Below are 22,436 nucleotides of genomic sequence, written 5' to 3'. Positions count from 1 at the left end.
GCTGACGTCTCGGAGACCTCCTACGCTCACCGCTTCCGGCGGCCAATGCCGCCGACGCTTTCAATGTAGTTCGGGCGTGACGTGGTCACAACCGATTCTGCGGAGCTGTGGATCGTGGCGGGCGTCAGCCCAGCAGCTTGACCGCGACGGCCTTCTCGCGCGTGAACTCGTAGAGCCCGCGGTAGCCGTTGCCCGCGGAGAAGCCGCTCTGCTTGGCCATGTTGAACGGCATGCCGATCACGCCCGCGTCGGAGAACTGGTTGACCGAGATCTGGCCGGCGCCGATCTCGGCGGACATGCGCAGCGCGCGCGAGACGTCCTGGGTCCAGATGCAGGCGAGCAGGCCGAAGTCGGTGCCGTTGGCCAGGGCGATGGCGTCGTCGTCGCCGGTGAAGGTCTCGACGGTCAGGACCGGGCCGAAGATCTCCTGGCCGACGATCGGGGCGTTGCGGTCGGTCACCTCGAGCACGGTGGGGGAGAGGAAGTTGCCGGAGTCGCGGCCCTCCGGGCGGGTGCCGCCGAGGAGGAGCTCGACGCCGTCGCCGAGGGCGCCCTCGACGAGGCCGCTCACCCGGGCGTGCTGGGCCTGGTTCACCAGCGGGCCCATGTCGAGGTCGTCGTCCCAGGCGCCGATCCGGATCTCGCCCATCGCGGCGAGCACCCGCGAGCGGACCTCGTCGGCGATCCCCGTCTCGACGAGCAGGCGCGAGCCGGCGTTGCAGTTCTGGCCGGCGTTCTCGGTGATCGAACGGACGATCGCGGGGACGGCGACCTCCAGGTCGGCGTCCGCGAAGACGACGTTCGGCGACTTGCCGCCGAGCTCGACCTTGATCGGGATCAGGTTCTGGGCGGCGGCCTGCATGACGAGGCGGCCGGTCGCGACGGAGCCGACGAAGCTGATGTGGTCGATGCCGGGGTGGCTGACCAGCGTGGCGCCGAGCTCGACGCCGATGCCGGTGAGGACGTTGAGGACACCGGCGGGCAGACCGGCCTCCTCGGCGAGCTCGACGAGCGCGTGGATCACCAGCGGGGCGACCTCCGACGGCTTCAGGACCACGGTGTTGCCCGCGGCGAGCGCCGGCGCCAGGTTGGCGGCGCAGAGGACCGCCGGGACGTTCCAGGGCAGCACGATCGCGCACACGCCGTGCGGCTCGCGACGGGTGAAGCCGAAGTAGTCGGGGGAGCGGGTCGGCAGCGTCGCGCCGGTCAACTTGTCCGCGCCACCCGAGGTGAACTGCAGGATCGAGCCCGCGATCTGGACGTTCAGGAGCCCGCCGGAGAGCGGCTTGCCGACGTTGCGCGCCTCGAGCGCGGCCAGCCGGTGCTGGTGCTGGAAGACGAGACCCGCCCACCGGCCCAGGATCGCGCCGCGCTCGGAGGGGGACGTCCGGGACCAGTCGCGCGCGGCCGCGCGCGCGGCGGAGACGGCGCGGTCGACGTCGGCGACCTCGCTCGCCGCGATCCGGCCGAAGGTCTCGCCGGTCGCGGGGTCGACGGAGGGGAACGCGGAGCTTCGTTCGAGCCAGCTCCCGCCGATGAACGTGCCGAGGTGATCGCCGCTCGGAGCGGCTGCTGCGGGGGTCTTCGCGTCCGTGGTCACCTACAGATCGTCCGACTCGCCGATAACAATAGTCAAGATGATGTGTTGCATTGCGAGACGGGCTGGTGCATGCTGGCGCAGTTCCCGGGGCTCGGCCGGCAGGCACTCGGACCAGGTCGGAACGACCCGCACAGTCACGCACTACTCGGATGGATCGAGGGCGGAGAAACATGCGAATCCAGAAGTTCTCAGCGGCGGTTGTCGCTGTCGCCATGCTCGCGCTGGCCGGCTGCGGCTCCAGCGACGAGCCGAAGAAGCAGAAGGGCTTCGACGGTCCCGACCCGTTCGCGGTCGCGCGCGGGGAGGCGATCGGCGAGCCCGGTACGGCGACCGCGCCCCAGTGGGCGGGCGAGGGCGCCGTCCCGAAGGGTCAGCCGGACCAGAACGGTGACGGCAAGGTGTCCATCGGCGTGATCACCTCGGGCGACACCAACGACGGCACGTACTACCAGAGCACCGCCGACGCGGTGGCCTACGCCGCGGACAAGAACGACTGGGAGTACACGGTCCAGGGCCTGGTGCCGCTGACCCAGGCGGTCACCGCGGCGGAGAACCTGTGTCGCCAGAAGGTCGACCTGATCGTGATCAGCGACGCCCAGCTCGCCCAGGGCGTCACCGCGGCGTCCAACCCGCTGTGCAAGGACACCTTCTTCTACCTCCAGGGCGGCTACGGCTCGCCGGAGCAGGACGAGACCTTCACGCAGTCCTACGACGTCGGTCTCGACTACGCGTACGTCGCGGGCATCGCCATGGGTGCGTACATGAAGGCCAACGACATCAAGAAGACCGGCTTCCTGTCCGGCATCGCGGCTCCGTTCAACACCACGATCGGCAAGGTGTTCTCCGAGGGCGTGAAGGCCCAGGTGCCCGACGCCGAGGTCGTGGAGACCTACACGGGCGACCAGATCGACGTCGGCAAGGCGGTCGAGGGCTTCAACGCCCAGGCGTCCCAGGGCATCGGCGCGGTCTACCCCTACTTCGGCGCCCCCACCGTCGCGGTCGCCAAGAAGGCGAAGGAGGCCGGCATCCCGGTCCTCGGCTCGCCGAAGATCTTCTGCGCCTCCGGTGACGCCGACTTCATCGGTGAGGTCGTCTTCGCTCCGGGCTACTACCTGGCCCCGATGCTCGACCTCTTCGCCGAGGGCAAGCTCGAGCTCGGCGTGACCCGCAACTGGCGCCTCGGCGTGGACCCGGTCCCCGCTGTCCACGCGTGTGACAGCGCGGGCGACGGCAAGGACGCCATGAGCCAGGCGATCGAGCAGGCGCAGGCGGATGTCAATGCCGGCAAGATCGACCTGTTCGGCATGGCCGGCGCGTCCTGATCCGACGATGACTGCAGCTTCCCGACCGGAGGTGGAGACGGTGGCGCCGGCGCTCCGCATGGCCGGCATCACCAAGCACTTCAACGGGGTCCCGGCCTGCTTCGACGTCGACTTCGAGGTCGCGCCGGGGGAGATCCACGGTCTGCTGGGCCAGAACGGCGCCGGCAAGTCGACCCTGATGAACATCCTCCTCGGGCTGGTCCGCCCGGAACGCGGAGAGGTGACCCTGGCGGGTGAGCCGGCGGTCATCCGCGATCCGAACGTGGCCCGCGCCCTCGGCGTACGGATGGTGCACCAGCACTACAGCCTCATCCCGACGCTGTCGGTCTGGGAGAACGTGGTCCTCAGTGGCGAGGGCCGGGTCGACCGGGACCGCACTATCGCGCAGATCGAGGAGGTCAGCGAGCGCTTCGGCCTCGAGGTCTCCCCGCGGGCCATGGTCGGCGACCTCAGCGTCGGCGAGCAGCAGCGCGTCGAGCTGGTCACCTGCCTGATCGACCGCCCGCGGCTGCTCGTCCTCGACGAGCCGACGGCGGTCCTCACCCGGCAGGAGTCCCGCTCGCTGTTCACCATGCTGCGCCGGCTGGTCGACCAGGACGGCTGCTCGGTCGTCCTGATCAGCCACAACCTGGCCGAGATCACCGCGGTCGCCCATCGCGCCACGGTGATGCGGGGCGGTCGCGTCGTCTCGCGGGTGATCCCCGCGGAGACGCCGGTGGCCGAGCTCGCCCGCCACATGATCGGGCGCGACCTGCCCGGTACGGCGGACGTGGCCGCCGCGATCGGCGCCGACCCGGCGCCGGTCGCGGCCGAGCCGGCCGGGCCGGCCCCGGTGCCCGCGGGGCCGGGGGACGCCGAGCCGGTGCTGCGCATCGTCGGTGCCACCGCGACCCACGAGGGCACCCGCGCGCTCGACGCGCTCGACCTCGAGATCCGGGCGGGCGAGATCGTCGGCGTCGCCGGTGTCGAGGGCAACGGCCAGCAGTGGCTGTCCGCGCTGCTCGCCGGCTCGCTCTCGCTGCAGGACGGCGAGGTCCGGGTGCACGGGCAGCGGGTCCCGGTCGGTCGGCCGGGCTCGACCCGCAGGGCCGGCGTGGGCGTCGTACCGGAGGACCGGAAGACGTCCGGCTGCATCCTCGACATGTCCGTCGCGGACAACCTGGCGCTCGCCGGCCTGAAGTCGCTCTCGCGGGCGGGTGTCGTCTCCCGGCGCAAGCTGCACAGCCTGGCCGAGCGCCTGGTCGAGGAGTTCGACATCGCCGTCGCCTCGGTCGACCAGCCGATGCGCTCGCTGTCGGGCGGCAACCAGCAGAAGGTGGTGCTCGCCCGCGAGATGTCCGCCGGACCGGCGGTCCTCGTGCTCGCCCAGCCCACCCGGGGCCTGGACGTCGGTGCGGTCGCCGACCTGCACGAGCGGATGCGCCAGGCGGCCGCCGCCGGCGTGGCCGTGCTGCTCATCTCGTCCGACCTGAACGAGATCATGCAGCTCTCCGACCGCATCGCCGTGATCTACCGGGGCCGGATCCAGGGGGAGCTGGCCCGTGCCGAGGCCGACCCCGAGAAGCTCGGTCTGTTGATGGGAGGAGTCAGCGCATGAACACCCCAGGAGCTTCTTCTCCTCCGCTCCGCTCCCCCGAACAGGCCCCCGAGGACCCCGTTCTGAGCACCGACGTCTCGGAGTCGCCGGTCCAGGAGGACGCGACACCGCCGCCGCCGCGCGGTGGCGCCCGGCGCGGTCCCGATGCCGCGATGGGCGGCCTGCTCGGCTCGCTGCGCTCGGGAGCCCGGCCCGCGACCGAGCAGGTCCTCGCCTTCCTGACCTTCCTCTCGCTGGGCATCGGGGTCGGGCTGGTGCTCGGCTGGGCGACCGGGCACGACCCGGGCGTCATCCTCGGCAACCTGTTCGAGGGCAGCATTGGCAGCAGCATCTCCCTCGGCTACATGCTCACGGCGGCCGCGCCGCTGCTCCTCGTCGCCGTCGGTGCGGTGATCTGCATGCGCGCCGGCCAGTTCAACATCGGCCAGGAGGGCCAGGTCACCCTCGGCGCGATCGGCGCCGGCTTCGTGGTCTTCCACGTCGACGCGTCCGGCCCGGTCACCATCGTGCTGGCCTTCGCCGGCGCCGCGCTGGCCGGCGCGGGCTGGGCACTGCTCGCCGCGCTGCTGAAGTTCGGTCGCGGCGTCGACATCGTGGTCAGCTCGCTGCTCCTGGTGTTCCTCGCCGAGCAGCTCCTCACCGCGCTGATCAGCGGCGACGGTCCGCTGCACGACGACGGCGACGGTGTCCTGGGCGGAGGCACGGCGTCCCAGTCGCCGCGCGTCCCGGAGAAGGCGATGCTCCCGACGATCCACATCCTCGGCGTCGACGTACCGCTCGCGTTCGTGCTGGCGCTCGTCGCCGCCGTCCTGGTCGCGTGGTTCCTCGCCTCCGCCCACGCCGGCTACCGGCTGCGGATCCTGGGCCAGAACCCGGCTGTCGCGGGCACGATCGGCATCAGCGCACCGCGGCTGGGTTCGCTGGCCGTGGCGGCGTCCGGCGCCTTCGCCGGCGCCGCGGGCGCGGCCATCCTGATGGGCCAGAGCTTCCAGCTCAACCCCGGTGTCTCCAGCTCGATCGGGTGGAGCGGCCTGCTCATCGCCCTCGCCGCCCGGACCAACGCCGCTGTGAGCGTCCTGCTCGCCCTGGTGTTCGGTGCGATGGTCGCCGGTGGCGGCCTCCTCGGCGGCGACGGCATCCCCGTCGACATCGTCAACGTCATCACCGCCGCCATCGTGGTCGCCCTGCTCTGTCCCCCCGTCCTGCTCGCGGCCGTGCGCCGCCGCCGGATCCGCCGTTCCGTGGAGGCCTGAGATGAACCTGACGACGGATCTCGAGACGATCCTGACCGCGTCGGTGCCGCTGATGGTGCCGCTGCTCTTCGCCGGGCTGGGCGAGTACGTCGCCCAGCGGGCCGGCACCTTCAACCTCTCGGTCGAGGGGATGATGCTCGGCTCCGCGTTCGCCGCGGCGTACGGCGCCTCGGCGTCGGGCTCGCCCGTCGTCGGGCTGCTGTGCGGCATGCTCGCCGGACTGGCCGTCGCCTTCGTGCACGGCAACCTGAGCCACCGGCTGCAGCTGAACACCTACGTCGTGGGCCTCTCGCTCAACGTGCTGGTGCTCGGCGTGACCAACTACCTGCTGTCCACGACGATGCTCGACATCCCCGGCAGCTCGGCCTGGCGGATCCCGCTGCTGTCCGACCTGCCGATCATCGGCAAGGCGTTCTTCGTGCAGCCCTGGGTGGTCTATCTGCTGCTGCCGTTGCTGTTCGTCATCTGGTGGGTCCGTCGCCGCCGCGTCGGCCTCGAGCTCCGCGCGGCCGGTGACGACCCCGTCGCCGGTGACCTGACCGGCATCGACGTCAACGCCCGTCGCCGCCAGGCCCTGCTCTTCTGCGGCCTGTGCTCCGGGGTCGGCGGTGCGTACCTGTCGGTCTTCCAGTCCGGCTCCTTCACCTCCGGCATGACCGCGGGGCGCGGCTACATCGTGATCGCGGCCGTCATCTTCGGCGGTTGGATGCTGCGCGGCGTGATCGGCGCCTGCGCCGTGTTCGGCATCGCCCAGGGCCTGCAGCTGGCCCTGCCCGCGATCGGGTACGGCGTGTCGCCGCAGCTGCTCGCGGCCACGCCGTACCTGCTGGCGTTGGTGTCGCTCGCCCTCCTCGGCGCCCGGTCCAAACGCCCGCTGGCGCTGGGACAGCCGTTCGCGCCCGCGAGGTAGAGCGCGCGCACCGACAGACCGAAGGAGGGGGAGTCGCCCGTTGGGGCGGCTCCCCCTCCTTGTGCGTCTCGGGAGTTCCGACGGGGCCGTCGTGGCGGCACAGACAAACTTCGACGAATCTGTTGCCTACATCCAGCTATGCATGCAACAGTGCATGCATGACGAGATTCACGCCGCCGCACGAAGCGGTCGAGCCGTTCCGTCTGCTGGACACGGCCGGTGAGCTGCTGGGTGAGACGCAGATGAGCGCCGCCGAGATCCTGGAGTCGTTCGAGTGGATGCTGCTGACCCGGACGTTCGACGAGAAGGCGACGAGCCTTCAGCGGCAGGGCCGGTTCGGGACGTTCTCGTCGGTCCGTGGCCAGGAGGCCTCCGTCGTCGGCGCTGCGTCGGCGCTCGACCCGGCTCGTGACTGGATCGCGCCGCAGTACCGCGAGCTGCCCGCCATCCTCCGGCACGGAATGCCGCTCGAGAACTTCGCTCTGTACTTCATGGGCCACCCGGGCGGATGCGTCATTCCCGACCACGTGCGCATCCTCCCGATCCAGATCTCGCTCGCCGCGCAGCTGCCCCAGGCCGTCGGCGTCGCCTGGGGGCTCCAGCGGCAGCGGACCGACGGCGTCGTCGCCACGTTCGTCGGCGACGGCGCCTCCTCCGAGGGAGACTTCCACGAGTCCCTCAACCTCGCCGGTGTCGCGAAGGCCCCGGTCGTCTTCTTCCTGCAGAACAACGGGTGGGCCATCTCGACCCCGCGCGCCAAGCAGACCGCGGCCCGCACCTTCGCCGACCGCGCCGCCGGCTACGGCATCCATGGTGCCTACGTCGACGGGAACGACCTGCTCGCGGTCAACGCCGTGATGACCGAGGCCGTCGAGCGAGCGCGGGCCGGTGACGGTCCGACTCTCATCGAGTCCCTGACCTGGCGTGCCGGTGCCCACAACACCGCCGATGACCCGACCAAGTACGTCACCGCCGCCGACCACGAGGCCTGGGCCGGCACCGACCCCGTCGAGCGGGTCGAGGCCTACCTGCGCAGCACCGGTTCGCTGGACGACGACGGGTACGAGGCCATCCGGCACAGGTGTGCGGACGAGGTCGACCGAGCTCTCGGTGTCGCCCAGAGCACCCCGGCGGCGACGTCCGGTGCGCTGTTCGACCACGTGTACGCCGAACCCTTCGCCCGCTTCGACGCTCAGCGCGAGGCCTGGCGTCAGATGCAGGAGGTCTGAGCAGTGGCCGTCAAGACCATGGTCGAGTCGATTCGCGAGACCCTTGCGGACGAGATGGCTCGCGACGGGCGCGTCATGGTGATCGGCGAGGACGTCGGACAGCTCGGCGGTGTCTTCCGGGCCACCGAGGGCCTGCAGGCCAGGTTCGGTGCCGACCGAGTGGTCGACATGCCCCTCGCCGAAGGGGTCATCGTCGGCGCGGGCCTCGGCCTGGCCATGAGTGGCATGCGGCCTGTCGTCGAGATCCAGTTCCTCGGCTTCGGACACCAGGCCTTCCACCAGATCGGTCAGCAGGTCGCTCGGCTCCGGTACCGCTCGGCCGGACGTCACTCCGTTCCGATGGTCATCCGTGCGCCGTTCGGCGGCGGAGTCCGCACCCCGGAGCTGCACTCCGATGCGTTCGAGGCGTTCTACGCCCACTGTCCCGGGCTCAAGGTCGTCGCACCCTCCACCGCCCATGACGCCAAGGGCCTGCTCAACGCGGCCCTCGACACCGACGACCCGGTGCTCTACCTCGAGCCGCTCAAGGGCTACCGCCTGCAGCGTGACGAGGTTCCCGAGGATCGCTTCACCGTCCCGATCGGCAAGGCCCAGGTCGTGCGCGAGGGCACCGACGTCACGATCGTCGCCTGGTCCGCGGCGGTCCAACTCGCCCTCAAGGCTGCCGACGAGCTCGCGGCGGACGGCATCAGTGCCCACGTCCTCGACCTGCGCTCCCTCGTTCCGCTCGACGTCACGGGGGTGGCCGATGCGGTCTCCGCGACCGGTCGGGCCGTGATCCTCCACGAGGCCCCGCTGACCGGCGGGTTCGGGGCCGAGCTCGCGGCCACCATCCAGCAGGAGTGCTTCTACGACCTCCTCGCTCCGGTGCACCGGATCACCGCACCCGACACCCCCTACCCGCTCGCCGGCATCGAAGAGGCCTACGTGCCCGACCAGGCGCGTGTCGTCCGCGAGGTCACGGCCCTGATGGAGGTCGCGCCGTGACCGCGCCCATCGAGTTCGACATGCCCGATGTCGGCGAGGGCATCGCTGAGGCCGAGGTCCTCGAGTGGTTCGTCGAGGTGGGACAACCCATCCACGAAGACGACCCGATGGTCCAGGTCGAGACCGACAAGTCCATCGTCGAGATCCCGGCGCCGGCGACCGGCACGCTGCTCAAGCAGTGCGTTCCGGCCGGCGAGGTCGCCAAGGTCGAGGAGCTCCTCGCCATCATCGGAGACCCGGGCGCCCTCCCGCCCGAGCACGCCGAGCCTGGTGCCGCTTCGCCCGCCGCCTCCCCCGCGCCGGCACGCGTCGGCGTCCCCGTCCCAGCGACCACCGCTCACCGCGGCGCAGCCCTCCTCGTCGCAGCGTCGAACCCCGCGGCTCCTCGGCGCCGTCCGATGGCGAGCCCCCGCACGCGGCGTATCGCCGTCCAGCGAGGGATCGACCTCTCGACGCTCATCGGGTCCGGACCGCACGGCCGAATCCTCGAGAGCGATCTGGGCGACCAGCCCTCGGCCGACGGTTCCTCCGGGATGGCGGCCGGGGCCGCCCCGGCCGCGCGGGCAGTGGCCGGCCGCGCGAACGAGGTCGTCGAACTCCGCGGCCTGCGGCGATCGATCGCACGGTCCATGACCGAGGCCCTGAGCATCCCGCACGTCACCGAGTTCCGTGAGGTCGACGCCACCAACCTGCTCGCTGCCCGAACCGCACTCCAGCCGACCTTCGAGGCCGGCGGCGTACGCCTCTCGGTCTTCCCGCTCCTCCTTAAGGCCGTCATGCGGGCACTGGCCATTCAGCCGTCGATGAACGCCACGTTCGACGCCGCGACCGCGACCCTCATCAAGCACGCCGGAGTGCACCTCGGCATGGCCACCGCGACCGACGATGGCCTCATCGTCCCGGTCATCCGCGACGCCGACCTGCTCGATCTCACCGAGCTCACCCACGAGGTCGAACGGCTCGCCGCGAGGGCCCGCACCCGAACCGCCACCCCGGAGGAGCTGACGGGTGGCTCCTTCACCGTGACGAACTTCGGCTCCTTCGGCACCTGGCTGGGCAACCCCGTCATCCGTCCTCCCGAGGTCGGCATCGCCGGGTTCGGCCGCATCAGCGAGAAGGTCGTCGCCGTCGACGGCAAGCCCGTCGTGCGACCGGTGCTCCCCATCGTGGTCGCCGCCGACCACCGCATCAACGACGGCGCGCACCTCGCCGGATTCGTCAATGCGGTCGCCGCCGCGGTCGCCCAGCCCCTACTGCTGCTGTCCTAGGAGACGAGAAGGTCATGGTTGTCGGAGAGATGCCCGAAGGCGTCGACCTGCTCGTCGTCGGCGGCGGCCCGGGAGGCTACGTCGCCGCCATCGCGGCAGCACAGCTCGGCCGCAACGTCGTCCTGGTCGACGCCGACGGCGAAGACGGCTTGGGTGGCATCTGCGTCCGTGTGGGGTGCATCCCGTCCAAGGCGCTCATCGAGCTCGCGTCGCACGTGCACAGTCAGTCCGCATGGCATGGCCGCGGCGGCCCCGCCGGCGCCGGCACCGTCGACCTCGTGAAGTTCCAGGACTGGAAGCGCGACGTCGTCGGCGGACTGAACGGCGGCGTGCGAGGCCTGCTGAAACGAGCCGGCGTCGACGTCCGGCGCGGCTGGTTCCGCTTCACCCGCCCCGACCAGGGCGCACTCGTCACCGACCCCGATCGACCCCCGACGCACCTTCAGTTCAAGTCCTGCATCATCGCGACCGGTTCTCGTCCCGTCGAGCTCGAGCACCTCCCGTTCGACGGCGTGCGCATCGTCTCCTCGACCGAGACGCTCGAGCTCTCCGAGCTGCCGAAGAGCGTCGCCGTCGTCGGCGGTGGGTACATCGGCCTCGAGCTCGGCACCGCGCTCGCCAAGCTCGGTTCGGCGGTCACCATCGTGGAGGCACTGGACACGCTGCTGCCGACGATGGACGCCAAGATCGGAACCCTGATCGCCGAGCACGTGAAGGAGCTCGGCGTCGAGGTCCTGACGAACGCCAAGGTCACCGGAGACACCGGAACACACCTTCAGGTCGACGGGTCGAACGGCCCCGTCGAGCTCGACGTCGAGCTCGTCGTCGTCGCCGTCGGCCGCGTCCCGAACACCGACGACCTCGGCCTCGAGGCGCTCGATGTCGCCCCAGGACCCGACGGACGCCTTCGGGTCGGCACCGATCTTCTGGTCACCCCCCGAGTCGCTGCCATCGGCGACATCGCCCCCGGTCCGTCCCTGGCGCACAAGGCCAGCGCCGAGGGGCACGTCGCCGCCGCGGTTCTCTCCGGGCACAGCGAGCTGTTCGACCCGGCCACCATCGCTGCCGTCGTCTTCAGCGACCCCGAGGTCGCGCAAGCCGGCCTCACGGCCGTCGGCGCCGAGGAAGCCGGGCACCCGGCAGCACGAGCGACGTTCCCCATCTCCGCCTCGGGGCGCGCCCGCACCATGGGGGAGAGCACGGGCTTCGTCGAGTATGTGTACGACCAGAGCACCGGCGTCGTTCTCGGCGCCACCGTCGTCGGCCCGCACGCCAGCGAGCTCATCGCCGAGGCCGCACTCGCCATCGAGATGGCCGCCCACCTCGACGACCTCGCCGGCACCATCCACGCCCACCCGACGATGGCCGAGATCCACCACGAGGCAGCTCTCGTCGCGCTCGGCCGGCCGCTCCACATCCCCGGTCCCAAGCGCCGCGGCAGTGACGGGGGAGCGGCATGAACCAGGACCTGCCCGCGACTGTCCGCGCCCGCAAGGGCCAGATCGCGAACGGCTACCCCATCGGGATGCTGTGCGCGCAGTGGAACATCCCGTTCGTCCCCGGCGACCTCAACCACGTCGGCACGTTCAGCTTCCCGATGCGGTACGTCGAGGTCCAGGGACTCATCGGCGCGGACATCCTGCGCGGAGACGGCGCCAAGTTCACCGACCTCATCCTCACCGCGGCCCAGGGACTGGAGACCGAAGGCGTACGCGCCATCACCTCCAACTGCGGATTCATGGCCGTCTTCCAAGAGGCGGTGTCCGCGGCGGTGAACGTCCCGGTGTTCCTCTCCAGCCTCCTGCAGCTGGACATGGTCACCCGCATGGTCGGCCCGGACCGTCGCGTCGGAGTCCTGTCCGCCAACGCGGCAGCCGTGACGCCCGCCCTCCTCGAAGGCGTCGGGTTCACCGACACCGACCGCATCGTCGTCCAGGGCCTCGAGAGCTACGACCACTTCCGTGAGGTCATCCTCGACGAGGTCGGCGAGATGGAACCGCTCCGATTCGCCGACGAGGTGGTCGAAGGCGCACGTGAGCTGCAGCGGAGCAACCCCGACATCGGCGCCATCGTCACCGAGTGCTCGGACCTCCCGGCGTACTCCGCCGCCATCCGTGCCGCCACCGGCCTTCCCGTCTACGACTGGGCGTCCTTCATCGACTACGTCCACCACGCAGTCAACCCGCGCACCTACTCCGGCATCTACTGAAACGAAATCGACAGAGGAAAGAGACCAACTCCCATGAGCGACATCCAGATCGTCAACCCGAGCACCTTCGGCCCGGCCCTGTTCCCGTACTCGCAGGCCACCGTCGCGAACGGGTTCGTCTTCGTCGCCGGCCAGGTGGCCCTCGACGACGACAACGAGGTCGTCGCCCCCGGCGACGCCTACGAGCAGACCCTCGTCACCCTCGACCGCGTCGCTCGCGTCCTCGCCGACGTCGGCGGCACCCTCGACGACATCGTCACCGCCACCGTCTTCGTCCCGGATCTCAAGCACCTGCCCGGCTTCAACAAGGCTTGGGTGGAGAAGTTCGGCGCCCACCGCCCCGCACGCGCAGCCGTCGTCGCCGGCCTGCTGATCGACGGACTCGTCGTCGAGGTCCAGTCCACCGCGATCGCCCGCAACTGAGAACGAACGGACGCCACACCCATGAGGACAGTCGTCGTCGGCGGAGGCGTGGTCGGTGTGACCACCGCCTACTACCTCGCGCGCGACGGACACGAGGTGACCGTCGTCGACAAGGCGGGTGAGCTCGGCACCGACGCCACGGGAGGCAATGCCGGCCTCATCGCGCCCAGCCACTCCTTCGCCTGGGCCTCGCCCCAGGCGCCGAAGATGCTGGTCAGATCGCTCATGGGCGAAGCCACCGCCATCCGGGTCAAGCTCAGCCTGGACCCCAGGTTCCTGTGGTGGGGCATGCAGTTCATGCGCGAGTGCACCACCAAGCGCGCCCGCGCCAACACCGTCGTCAAGCTCGGGCTCGCCCAGTACAGCCAGGCCGAGATGTACCGCCTCGAAGAAGCGGAAGGGCTGCTCTACGACGTCGTGAAGAAGGGGGCGGTCTACCTGTACCGCGACGAGCACGAGCTCGAGGTCGGTCTCGACAAGATGGCGCTCGTGGCCGAACACGGCCAGCCTGTCAAGCGCCTCACTCCCGACGACCTGGTCGCGCTGGATCCGGCGTTCAAGAACGCCGCCGAGGTCGTCAAGGGCGCCATCCACGGCGTCAGCGACGGCAGCGGCAACTCCGAGAAGTTCACCACCGAGCTCGCCCGCGTCTGCCGCGAGAAGCTCGGGGTCCGTTTCCTCCTCGGGGTCTCCGCTCTCCGATTCGTCGAGCAGGGCGGCAAGGTGACCACCCTCGTCACCGACCAGGGGGAGCTCGCCGCGGACCAGTTCGTCCTCGCCGCCGGTATCCAGAGTCCGATCATCTCGCGCACGATCGGCCAGGACATCCCGGTGTTCCCGGCCAAGGGCTTCTCCATCACCGCCCAGGTCCTCGACGACTCGGCGACGCCGACCGTCGGCGGCGTGGATGAGAAGACCCTCGTCGCCTGGTCGCGCCTCGGCGACACCCTGCGCATCTCCTCGACCGCGCAGTTCGACGGGTACAACCGCAGCCACGTACCGAGCGACTTCGACAACATCTTCAAGACCGCGAGAGAGCTGTTCCCGGGAGCCGCCGACTGGGACGGAGCCCAGGTCCGCTCCTGCATGCGACCCATGACCCCCGACGGCCCACCCATCATCGGTCGTGGCACGAAGCACTCGAACCTCTACTACAACACCGGCCACGGCCACATGGGCTGGACCATGGCCTGCGGTTCGAGCCTCTTGCTCGCCGACGCCATCGCTGGTCGCCGACCCGCGCTGGACATGGATCCGTTCGTCGTCCGGACCAGGAGGAAGGGCAGATGACCGGGCTCGCACTCGTCACCGGCGGCGCGAAGGGGATCGGCCGGGCCATCTCCCGTCAGCTCGCCCGGGCCGGATACGAGGTCATCGTCACGGGTCGCGACGAAGCCGCGCTGCGGACCGAGGTCGCCGAACTGGGCGACCAGGGGTTCAGCGCGCACGCGCGAAAGATGGACGTCGGCCGGGCCGACTCCGTCGACAGCGTGTTCGCGGACGTCGAAGCGAGCATCGGGACCGTGGACGTCCTGGTCAACTGCGCCGGCGTCATCATCCGCGGAGACGCCGAGCACCTCCGCGACGACGACTGGCTCGAAGTCATCGACACCGACCTGAACGGTGCCTTCTGGTGCTCCCGTGCCGCATCACGAGGGATGCTCGCCAAGGGGCGCGGAGCCATCGTGAACGTCGGCTCCGTCGCATCGAGTACCGGAATCTCCGGCCGGGTCTCCTACACCACCGCGAAGGCGGGCCTCTCCGGGATGACCCGAACGCTGGCCGTCGAGTGGGCCAAGCGAGGAGTTCGCGTCAACTCCGTCGCTCCCGGGTGGACGTCGACCGACATGGTCCAGTCCGGTTTCGACGAAGGTCGGTTGGACGAAGACGGTCTCATCGGGCGCATCCCGATGGGACGTCTGGCAGCGACCGACGAGATCGCGGCGGTCGTGCTTTTCCTGGCGTCGGATGCGGCGTCCTACATCACCGGGCAGATCCTCGCCGTCGATGGCGGTTTCACCGTGAACGGCGACTGCCCCTAGCGAGCTCGGGAGACGGGCCCACCAGTTCGGGTCGCGAGAATCGAATGCAGGCACTGCATTCCTACGAAGGAGGAGAGATGCACCGTCGCCGAATCAAGGCCCGAGCACTGGGCCTGGCGGTCCCGCTCGTGCTGGCGCTCTCGCTGTCTGCCTGCGGGTCGGACGACAGCGGGAAAAAGAAGGCCGACCTTCCGTCGGCGAACACCAGCCTCGAGGGTGAGTTCAAGATCGGGGCTGTCCTGCCGCTGACCGGCACCAACGCCACCATCGGCAAGGACCAGCAGCGGGGCATCGAGCTCGCGGTTGCCAAGATCAACGAGGGCGACGGTGTCATGGGCAAGAAGCTCGTCGTCGACATCGAGGACTCCCAAGGCACCGCCGACGCCGCCATACAGGCCGCGAAGAAGCTCGTCAGCGTCGCCCAGGTCCCCGCCGTCATCGGCGAGTATTCCTCGGGCAACTCGATCCCGATGCAGCAGTATCTGGAGAGTCAGAGCGTCGTCGGCGTCAACCCCGGCAGCTCCTCCATCGAGCTCCGCACCACCGGCAGCCTGCAGTTCTCGACCATCGGTCTCGACGACGTTGCCGGCGCCTTCACCGCCGACGCGCTGTGGGACAAGGGATACGAGTCCATCGCGATCCTCGCGCCGAACAACTCATACGGCACCGGCATCGTCAGCTCGGTGTCCGACGCCTTCAAGGAGCTCGGCGGCACCGTCACCACCAGTGGCGTCTACACCGAGGGTCAGTCCGACTACCGCCAGGAGTTGAACCGCCTCAAGGACTCCAAGCCCGACGCCTACGTGATCACCACCTACGGCAAGGACGGCACCGTCATCAACAAGGAGATCTACGAGCTCGGCATGACCGACCAGCCGGTCTTCGACATCTACCTGTCCCAGGACGTGCCCGACGCCGATCCGAAGTCGGTCGAGGGTCGCATCGGCATGGACGTGAACTCCACCTCGGAGAACGGCCAGGCCTACGCCGACTTCTACGAGAAGACCTACGGCGAGAAGTTCATCTCGTCCTTCAACGGCTACGCCTACGACGCGACCATGATGCTCGCCCAGGCGATCAACAAGGCCAACGCGGCGGACCCGGAGGCGATCGCCGCGGCGCTGACCGAGATCTCGAAGACGTACGAGGGTGTGACCGGCCCGATCGTCCTCGACCCCGACGGCCAGCGTTCCGAGCAGCCGTACGTCATCGCCGAGGTCAAGAACGGCGAGATCGTCCCCCAGTAGGGGACACGGTCGACCGAGCTGAGGAGCAACGATGGTTGAAGTACTGGTGGACACAGCGGTGCGGGGCAGCATCATCGCCCTGCTCGCGGTGGGGCTGACCCTGATCCAGGGCACCCTGCGGTTCGCGAACGTGGCCCACGTCGAGTTCGCCACCCTCGGCGGGTACTCGGCCGTCGCCCTCACCGGGGCGGGACTGGGCCTGCTGCTCAGTTCCGCCCTGGGGGTCGCCCTGGTGGCGGTCCTGGCAGTCGTGCTGTACCGGCTGCTGTTCCGCCGGCTCCTGCGCTCGGGACCGATGATCGCGCTCATCGGCTCACTCGCGCTGGCCATCGTCATCAGGGCGACGCTGCAACTCCTCTACGGTTCCCGTCCGCGGTACCTGCCGACCCCCCTCGAGCGAGGGATCGACTTCCACGGCGCGCTCATCACGCCGAGCCAGATTCGGCTGGTGTGCATCTCGCTCGGTCTGCTCGCCCTGCTGGCGCTCGTGCTGAAGTTCACGTCGTTGGGTCGTGCCGTGCGAGCGGTCGCCGCCAACCCAGAGCTGGCCGATGTGTCCGGGCTCAACCGAGGGCGAGTCGTGGACATCGTCTGGATGCTCTCGGCCGGTCTCGCCGCGGTCTCCGGCATCCTGCTGTCCATCGACTCCGCGGTCGGCATCGAACTCGGCTTCAACCTGCTGCTGCCGGTCTTCGCCGCGGCGATCGTCGGCGGCCTCGGCTCCATCGCCGGGGCGGTCATCGCCGCCTACGCCCTGGCATGCGCCGAGTCTCTCGTGCTGCAGATCGACTGGGGCGCCATCGTCGGTGGCACTCACCATCTCGAGGTGGGCTACCGCCCGGCGGTCGGATTCGCACTCCTGGTCGTGATGCTCGCATTCCGTCCCCAGGGCCTCATGGGAAGGGCGGTTCGTCGTGGTTGAGTACCTCCTCGGTGTCGGTATCCTCGCCGCTGTCTACGCGATCAACGCGCTCAGCCTCAACCTGCAGGTCGGCGTCACCGGCCTCCTGAACTTCGGCCAGGTCGCCTTCGTCGGCATCGGTGCCTACAGCGTCGCGATCCTCGACAGTCACGACGTGCCGTGGATCGTCGGGTTCCTCGTCGGTGCGGTCCTGGCCGGTGCCGCCGGCGCGCTGGTCGGTCGACTGGGCCGGACCCTCGCGAGCGACTACTGGGCGATCGCGACTCTCGCGCTTGCCGAGCTCGTGAGACTCGTGGCGCTGAACCAGGACGGGTTCACCGGCGGCGCCCAGGGCCTCAGCGCCGTCAGCGGCATCTGGACCGGCATGTCGACCACGGCACGCGAGGCGGCCACGTTCGCCACGATCGTCGTGGTCCTCGGCATCGCCTACCTGGTCGCCCGGCGCGTGCGCAACGGCCAGTACGGCCGGGTTCTCGTCCTCATCCGCGAGAACCCGGATCTGGCAGCGAGCCTGCGCCACAACGTCGTCAGCGCGAAGGTCCGCGTGATGGCTCTCTCTGCCGTCATGGCTTCGGTCTGCGGCGGCTTCTACGCGATGTACATCTCGTTCATCGGCCCCGGCCAGCTCCTCCCGTTCGCCACCTTCCTCATCTTCACGATGGTCGTGGTCGGCGGACTCGGGAACACCACCGGTGCCGTCGTCGGTGCCGTTCTCATCACCGTCCTGTACGACGGAACCCGCTTCGTCCGCGACTGGATCGACGTTTCCGCCGACCAGGCCGCTGGCATCCGCATCCTCGTCATCGGAGTCGTCCTCCTCGGATTCCTGCTGGTCCGCACCGAGGGGCTCGTGCCGGAGAAGGTGAAGGCAGCCCATGCTCGTCGTTGAAGGCATCAAGAAGCACTTCGCCGGGATCGCCGCCCTCGACGGCGCTTCCATCGAGGTTCGGGCCGGGGAGTCGGTGGGACTCGTGGGTCCGAACGGTTCGGGCAAGAGCACGGCGCTCAATTGCTGCTCGGGGTTCGAGAGGCCGGACGCCGGCCGTGTGCTGCTGCTGGGCAAGGACGTCACCGGCAAGGAGCCGTGGGACGTCGCCAAGCTCGGTCTGGTCCGAACCTTCCAGCACGCGAACCTGCCCACGAAGATGTCCGTGATGGACCTGATGCTCGCGGGTGGTCACCTCGTCCGAGGCGAGACCATCCGGCACTCGCTCGTCTCCTGGAAGCGGGTCCGTGAGGAGGAGGCGGACGCAGTCGACAAGGCCTGGTCCATCCTCGAGCGCATCAAGCTCGACAAGCTGGCCGGCCATCCCGGCGGCAAGCTCTCCGGAGGTCAGCAGAAGCTGTTGAGCCTCGGCATGGCGCTCATGGGCGATCCGAAGATCCTCATGCTCGACGAGCCGACCGCCGGCGTGAACCCGAGCCTGCGCGTCGAGCTCGCCGAGCACCTCCGCAAGCTCCAGACCGAAGGAGTCACCCTGCTGACCGTCGAGCACGACATGAGGTTCATCTCCGACGTCTGCGACCGCGTCTACGTCCTCGACCGGGGAGCCATCATCGCCAGCTGCGCACCCGCCGAGCTCTCGGACCATCCAGAGGTTCTGGAGGCGTACCTCGGTCGAAGCGGCAGCAGGGCCGTCGTGGAGAGCGCCGACAGGAGGACACTGTCATGAGCATCGAGCTTCGCGGAGTGACCGCCGGCTACGTCCAGGACGTCCCCGTCGTCCGGAACATCGACATGCACGTGCCGACCAAGGCCATCGCCACGGTCATCGGCCCCAACGGGTCCGGGAAGAGCACGCTGTTGCGCTCGGTCGTGGGTCAGACCCCGCAGACCACGGGCTCCATCGTGGTCGACGGAGCCGAGGTGCGAGGTGTCTCGGCCCACCGTCGAGTGATCGAGCACAGGGTCGCGTTCGTCCCCCAGGTCGCCAACGTCTTCGGGCCGCTCACCGTCATGGAGAACCTCGAGGTCGGTGGAGCTCGCGTGCCTCGCAAGCAGCAACGCCGGCGTATCTCCGAATTGCTCGACACCTATCCGGACCTGGCAGCGAAGCGCCGGATCCGCGCCGAGTCCCTCTCGGGCGGTCAGCGTCAGCTCCTCGCGCTCGCCCGAGCGTTGATGACCAGCCCGACGACCCTGCTTCTCGACGAACCCTCCGCCGGCCTGTCGCCGGCGATGATGGACTCGATGTTCGACGCGGTCCGCAACACGCGGGACCTGCACGACGTCACGGTGCTCCTCGTCGAGCAGAACGCCGTGCAGTCGCTGGAGATCTCCGACTTCGGCGTGGTGCTGGTCGCCGGCGAGCTCGCGATGCACGGCCCTGCTCGGGACATCCTCAGCGACCCGACCGTCGGACGCCTCTACCTGGGAGCCGCGTGACGTCGGAGCCGTCGGAGCACTCGGGGTCTCCCCAGCTCAGGTCGCGAAGGCGCTGCTGGTCCGCCCGGCCCGTCGACGGCGTTCAGCGCAACTTCTGGAGAGTGACCTCGAGCGCGTTCAGCACGTGCTCGCGCGAAGCCCTCGCCGCGGCGTCGGGGTCGCGCTTCTTGATGGCTTTGAGCATCGCCTCGTGTTCGGCGATCGCGAGAGCCGCCTCCTCGTGCGAGTACAGCTTGGCGATGTTGTAGTTGAAGAAGTGCTCGGAGTTCCTGGCGTTGATGTTCGCCAGCCGCGGGTTGCCGGCAGCGATCATGATCGCCTCGTGGAACGCGTCGTTCAGGTCCACGATCACGTCGCGGGGGCTCTCCGCCGCGGCCTTGGTGTGCGCACCGAGCTTCTCCAGGGCGGTGATGTGCTCGTCGGTGGCGCGGAGCGCGGCCAGACGGGCGGCCATCTCCTCGAGTGCGGCACGGACCTCGTAGATGAGTCGGATCTCCTCCGCGGAGTGCTCCCGTACGACGAAGCCGCGCTTGGTGGCGACCACGAGCCCTTCGTTGGCGAGAAGTTGGAGTGCCTCGCGGATGGGGGTTCTGGAGATCTGCAACTGCTGCGCGAGGTCGTTCGCGACGAGGTGGACGTTGGGGCGGATGCGGCCCTCGATGATGTCCGTACGGATCCGGCGGTGTGCCTCTTCCGTGAGCGAGAGCGCGACTTCGGTCATCAGTTCGCATGCCTTCCAGGCCGAGTTGCAGGATACCGAGACCGATCTTACTGTATGTTGTAGTGAATGCAGACTTGCATGCAGCATCGACCGTGCCGCAGGTGTCTCCGCCGTTCCCTTCGAAAGGCCAGCTGATGGACGAGCGCCACCCCGAGTACCCCCTCCTGTTCTCGCCGCTCCAGGTGGGACCGCTCACCTTGAAGAACCGCATCGTGAACTCGGCCCATCAGACAGGGTTCGCGAGGCGTGGCGCCTACACCGACCAGCTCGTCGAGTACCACCGCGAACGCGCCGAAGGAGGCGCGGCGCTGATCGTGTCCCAGGCGACGTCCGTGACCGGTGACTACCTGGACCTGTACAACTCCGACGACAGCGTCGTGCCGGCCTATCAGGCGGTTGCGGCCGCCGTCGGCCGGTACGGCGCTTTCTACAGCGCCGAGCTGTTCCACCCCGGCAGCCAGAGTGAGTACACCGGCCGCGGAGCGGAGGTGTTCGTGGCGCCGTCGAGTGTTCCCGCGAGCTACCTGGGTGGCCGGTGGCGCGTCGCGCACGCGCTCACCGAGGCCGAGATCCTCGCCATCGTCGACTCGTTCGCCGCGGCCGCGCGCCGCTGCCGTGAAGGAGGACTCTCGGGCATCGAGCTGCACTTCGCGCACGGCAACCTCGTGGAGCAGTTCATGTCGCCCAGGACGAACCTGCGCCGGGACGACTGGGGTGGGGAGCTGGAGAACCGCCTCCGATTCGCCCAGATGATCGCCCGCGCCGTCCGGGAGGCCGCCGGTCCCGACCTGGCCGTCGGTGCCCGGATGACCGCGGCCGGCCTCGACCAGGGCGAGCTCGACGACATGGACATGGCCGAGATCATCGGCACTGTCGGCACGTGGGAGCTCCTCGACTACGTCAGCCTCACGATGGGCCACTACACCGACGCCCTCAACACGGCCCGCAACATCCCGAACATGACGTTCGCGCCCGGCCTGTGGCAGAAGTACGGCCGCCAGGTGAAGAACGTCATCGACGTCCCGGTGTTCCTGGTCGGCCGCGTCAACCACCCGCGCACGGCCGAAGACCTCCTGGAGGCCGGGGCGTGCGACGCCGTCGTCATGGCCCGTGGCCTCATCGCCGACCCGCACCTGCCGGAGAAGGCGCGAACCGGCCGGACCTCGCGCATCCGCCCGTGCATCGGCGCGATGAACTGCATGGACAGCCTCGAGGCGGGGCACGGCATCCGGTGCATCCACAACCCCCGCGTCGGGCACGAGCTCGACCTGCCCGAAGAGGTCGAGCCGGCGGCGGACGGCCGTCGGGTCGTGGTCGTCGGGGCCGGTCCCGCCGGGCTGGAGGCCGCCCGGGTGGCTGCGGTCCGCGGCAACCAGGTGACCGTCCTGGAGCGCGAGAACAAGGTCGGCGGCCAGGCGCGGGTCGCGTCGAGGACGCCGGGGCGTGGAGAGCTCTCCTCGTTGGTCGACTGGCTCGAGCAGGAGTGCGGCGTACTCGGAGTCGACATCCGTACCGGTGTGGAGGCGACCGCGGGAGCCCTCGCCGACCTGCACCCGGAGCTCGTCGTCGTCGCGACGGGGGCGACCTATGCGGCCGGCCCGACCCCGGACGCCGGGTTCAAGGATCCGGCCGTGCAGAAGCTGCACGTCGACGTGCGCGTCGTCGGCATCGACGAAGCGCTCCGTGGCGAGCTGACCGGACGCGTCGTCGTGTTCGACGCGGTCGGGGACTGGCCGGGCTTCAACGCGGCCCGGGTGCTCGCCGAGAAGGGTTGCGAGGTGCGTTACCTGACTCCGGAGCCGTACGCGGGTGCGGCGATCGAGGTCACCAACTGGCGCCTGGAGTACCAGGCGCTCAGCGAGCGCGGCGTCGACTTCATGGCCGTCACCCAGATCGTCGGGTCCGAGCCGTCCGCGCTCGTCGTACGGCGTGGCTACACCCGTGCGACCCAGCTGCTGACCGACGTCGACACGCTCGTGTGGATCGGTGCGCCGATGCCGAACGCCTCGATGAACGAGCTGCTCGCCGTCGCCGACGCGGTGGTCGTGACCGTCGGCGACGCCTACGCGCCCCGGAGCATCGAGCAGGCGATCCTCGACGCCCGTCTGTCCCTGTCGCAGGCCTGAGGTCGCGCCGAAGGTCGCCGGGGTGTCTCGCGCCGGACAGGTCCCGGTCGAGTCCGGGCGGCCAGGGCCCGAGGGGCGGGCTCATGTAAGGGACATCGGCGGCGTGGAGCCACTACGCAGCTGAGGTTCCAGGGTTGCATGGTCATCCCGGTTGGTTCGGGGAGTGGCGTCGAGAATGGCTCTGGGGAGGTCAC

Annotated in this window: 20 protein-coding genes; 18 read left to right on the top strand and 2 right to left on the bottom strand. The window is 69.6% G+C overall.

Annotated elements, in window-relative coordinates; translation table 11 throughout:
- Positions 1-124 precede the first annotated feature (124 nt).
- Positions 125-1,600 (bottom strand): aldehyde dehydrogenase family protein, encoded by a 1,476-nt coding sequence (locus RB608_RS15105; protein ID WP_308088825.1) that lies wholly within the window; start codon positions 1,598-1,600, stop codon positions 125-127.
- Between the two features lie 170 nt (positions 1,601-1,770).
- Here RB608_RS15105 and RB608_RS15100 point away from each other — a divergent pair, with 170 nt between their 5' ends.
- From RB608_RS15100 to RB608_RS15020, 17 genes are all read left to right on the top strand, one after another.
- On the top strand, positions 1,771-2,922 hold the full coding sequence (locus RB608_RS15100; protein WP_308088824.1) for a BMP family ABC transporter substrate-binding protein: 1,152 nt from the start codon (positions 1,771-1,773) through the stop codon (positions 2,920-2,922).
- 7 nt (positions 2,923-2,929) lie between these two features.
- Complete coding sequence (locus RB608_RS15095; protein WP_308088823.1) at positions 2,930-4,519, top strand: ABC transporter ATP-binding protein; 1,590 nt, start codon at positions 2,930-2,932, stop codon at positions 4,517-4,519.
- The gene (locus tag RB608_RS15090) at positions 4,516-5,772 is read left to right on the top strand and encodes a hypothetical protein (RefSeq protein WP_308088822.1); all 1,257 of its coding nucleotides are present in this window, start codon (positions 4,516-4,518) and stop codon (positions 5,770-5,772) included. The genes RB608_RS15095 and RB608_RS15090 overlap by 4 nt, the downstream gene beginning before the upstream one ends.
- Position 5,773: 1 nt before the next feature.
- Entirely contained in the window at positions 5,774-6,682 is a 909-nt protein-coding gene (locus RB608_RS15085; RefSeq protein ID WP_308088820.1) for an ABC transporter permease, read from the top strand.
- Positions 6,683-6,840: 158 nt separating this feature from the next.
- A complete protein-coding gene (locus tag RB608_RS15080) occupies positions 6,841-7,911 on the top strand; it encodes a thiamine pyrophosphate-dependent dehydrogenase E1 component subunit alpha (RefSeq protein WP_308088819.1) in 1,071 nt (356 codons plus the stop codon).
- Positions 7,912-7,914: 3 nt separating this feature from the next.
- Entirely contained in the window at positions 7,915-8,898 is a 984-nt protein-coding gene (locus tag RB608_RS15075; protein WP_308088818.1) for an alpha-ketoacid dehydrogenase subunit beta, read from the top strand.
- A complete protein-coding gene (locus RB608_RS15070) occupies positions 8,895-10,166 on the top strand; it encodes a dihydrolipoamide acetyltransferase family protein (protein ID WP_308088817.1) in 1,272 nt (423 codons plus the stop codon). Before RB608_RS15075 ends, RB608_RS15070 begins: the two co-directional genes overlap by 4 nt.
- Before the next feature lie 14 nt (positions 10,167-10,180).
- Positions 10,181-11,626 carry a dihydrolipoyl dehydrogenase gene (lpdA, locus tag RB608_RS15065; protein WP_308088815.1) on the top strand — a complete coding sequence of 482 codons (1,446 nt, stop codon included), beginning with the start codon at positions 10,181-10,183 and terminating at the stop codon, positions 11,624-11,626.
- Entirely contained in the window at positions 11,623-12,375 is a 753-nt protein-coding gene (locus tag RB608_RS15060) for a hypothetical protein (protein ID WP_308088814.1), read from the top strand. Before lpdA ends, RB608_RS15060 begins: the two co-directional genes overlap by 4 nt.
- Before the next feature lie 33 nt (positions 12,376-12,408).
- The gene (locus RB608_RS15055; protein ID WP_308088813.1) at positions 12,409-12,798 is read left to right on the top strand and encodes a RidA family protein; all 390 of its coding nucleotides are present in this window, start codon (positions 12,409-12,411) and stop codon (positions 12,796-12,798) included.
- Between the two features lie 21 nt (positions 12,799-12,819).
- A complete protein-coding gene (locus RB608_RS15050; protein WP_308088812.1) occupies positions 12,820-14,088 on the top strand; it encodes an FAD-dependent oxidoreductase in 1,269 nt (422 codons plus the stop codon).
- Positions 14,085-14,840, top strand: coding sequence for a 3-oxoacyl-ACP reductase FabG (locus RB608_RS15045; protein WP_308088811.1), 756 nt, complete (start codon positions 14,085-14,087; stop codon positions 14,838-14,840). The genes RB608_RS15050 and RB608_RS15045 overlap by 4 nt, the downstream gene beginning before the upstream one ends.
- A 77-nt stretch (positions 14,841-14,917) precedes the next feature.
- The gene (locus RB608_RS15040) at positions 14,918-16,087 is read left to right on the top strand and encodes an ABC transporter substrate-binding protein (protein WP_308088809.1); all 1,170 of its coding nucleotides are present in this window, start codon (positions 14,918-14,920) and stop codon (positions 16,085-16,087) included.
- Between the two features lie 31 nt (positions 16,088-16,118).
- The gene (locus RB608_RS15035; protein ID WP_308088808.1) at positions 16,119-17,009 is read left to right on the top strand and encodes a branched-chain amino acid ABC transporter permease; all 891 of its coding nucleotides are present in this window, start codon (positions 16,119-16,121) and stop codon (positions 17,007-17,009) included.
- Positions 17,002-17,898 (top strand): branched-chain amino acid ABC transporter permease, encoded by an 897-nt coding sequence (locus RB608_RS15030; RefSeq protein ID WP_308088807.1) that lies wholly within the window; start codon positions 17,002-17,004, stop codon positions 17,896-17,898. The genes RB608_RS15035 and RB608_RS15030 overlap by 8 nt, the downstream gene beginning before the upstream one ends.
- Positions 17,885-18,682, top strand: a complete 798-nt coding sequence (locus RB608_RS15025; RefSeq protein WP_308088806.1) for an ABC transporter ATP-binding protein — start codon at positions 17,885-17,887, stop codon at positions 18,680-18,682. Before RB608_RS15030 ends, RB608_RS15025 begins: the two co-directional genes overlap by 14 nt.
- Positions 18,679-19,395, top strand: a complete 717-nt coding sequence (locus RB608_RS15020) for an ABC transporter ATP-binding protein (RefSeq protein ID WP_308088804.1) — start codon at positions 18,679-18,681, stop codon at positions 19,393-19,395. The genes RB608_RS15025 and RB608_RS15020 overlap by 4 nt, the downstream gene beginning before the upstream one ends.
- Positions 19,396-19,477: 82 nt before the next feature.
- Here RB608_RS15020 and RB608_RS15015 read toward each other — a convergent pair whose 3' ends face one another.
- Positions 19,478-20,116: a GntR family transcriptional regulator gene (locus tag RB608_RS15015; protein WP_308088803.1), complete on the bottom strand. Its 639-nt coding sequence runs from the start codon at positions 20,114-20,116 to the stop codon at positions 19,478-19,480.
- 134 nt (positions 20,117-20,250) lie between these two features.
- Here RB608_RS15015 and RB608_RS15010 point away from each other — a divergent pair, with 134 nt between their 5' ends.
- Positions 20,251-22,242 (top strand): FAD-dependent oxidoreductase, encoded by a 1,992-nt coding sequence (locus RB608_RS15010; RefSeq protein ID WP_308088802.1) that lies wholly within the window; start codon positions 20,251-20,253, stop codon positions 22,240-22,242.
- Positions 22,243-22,436: the final 194 nt, after the last annotated feature.

Origin of the sequence: Nocardioides sp. LHD-245 (assembly GCF_030929495.1) — a bacterium.
Taxonomy (GTDB): Bacteria; Actinomycetota; Actinomycetes; order Propionibacteriales; family Nocardioidaceae; genus Nocardioides.
The sequence above is the reverse complement of the archived record's forward strand: the minus strand, read 5'-3'. Positions and strand labels throughout refer to the sequence as shown.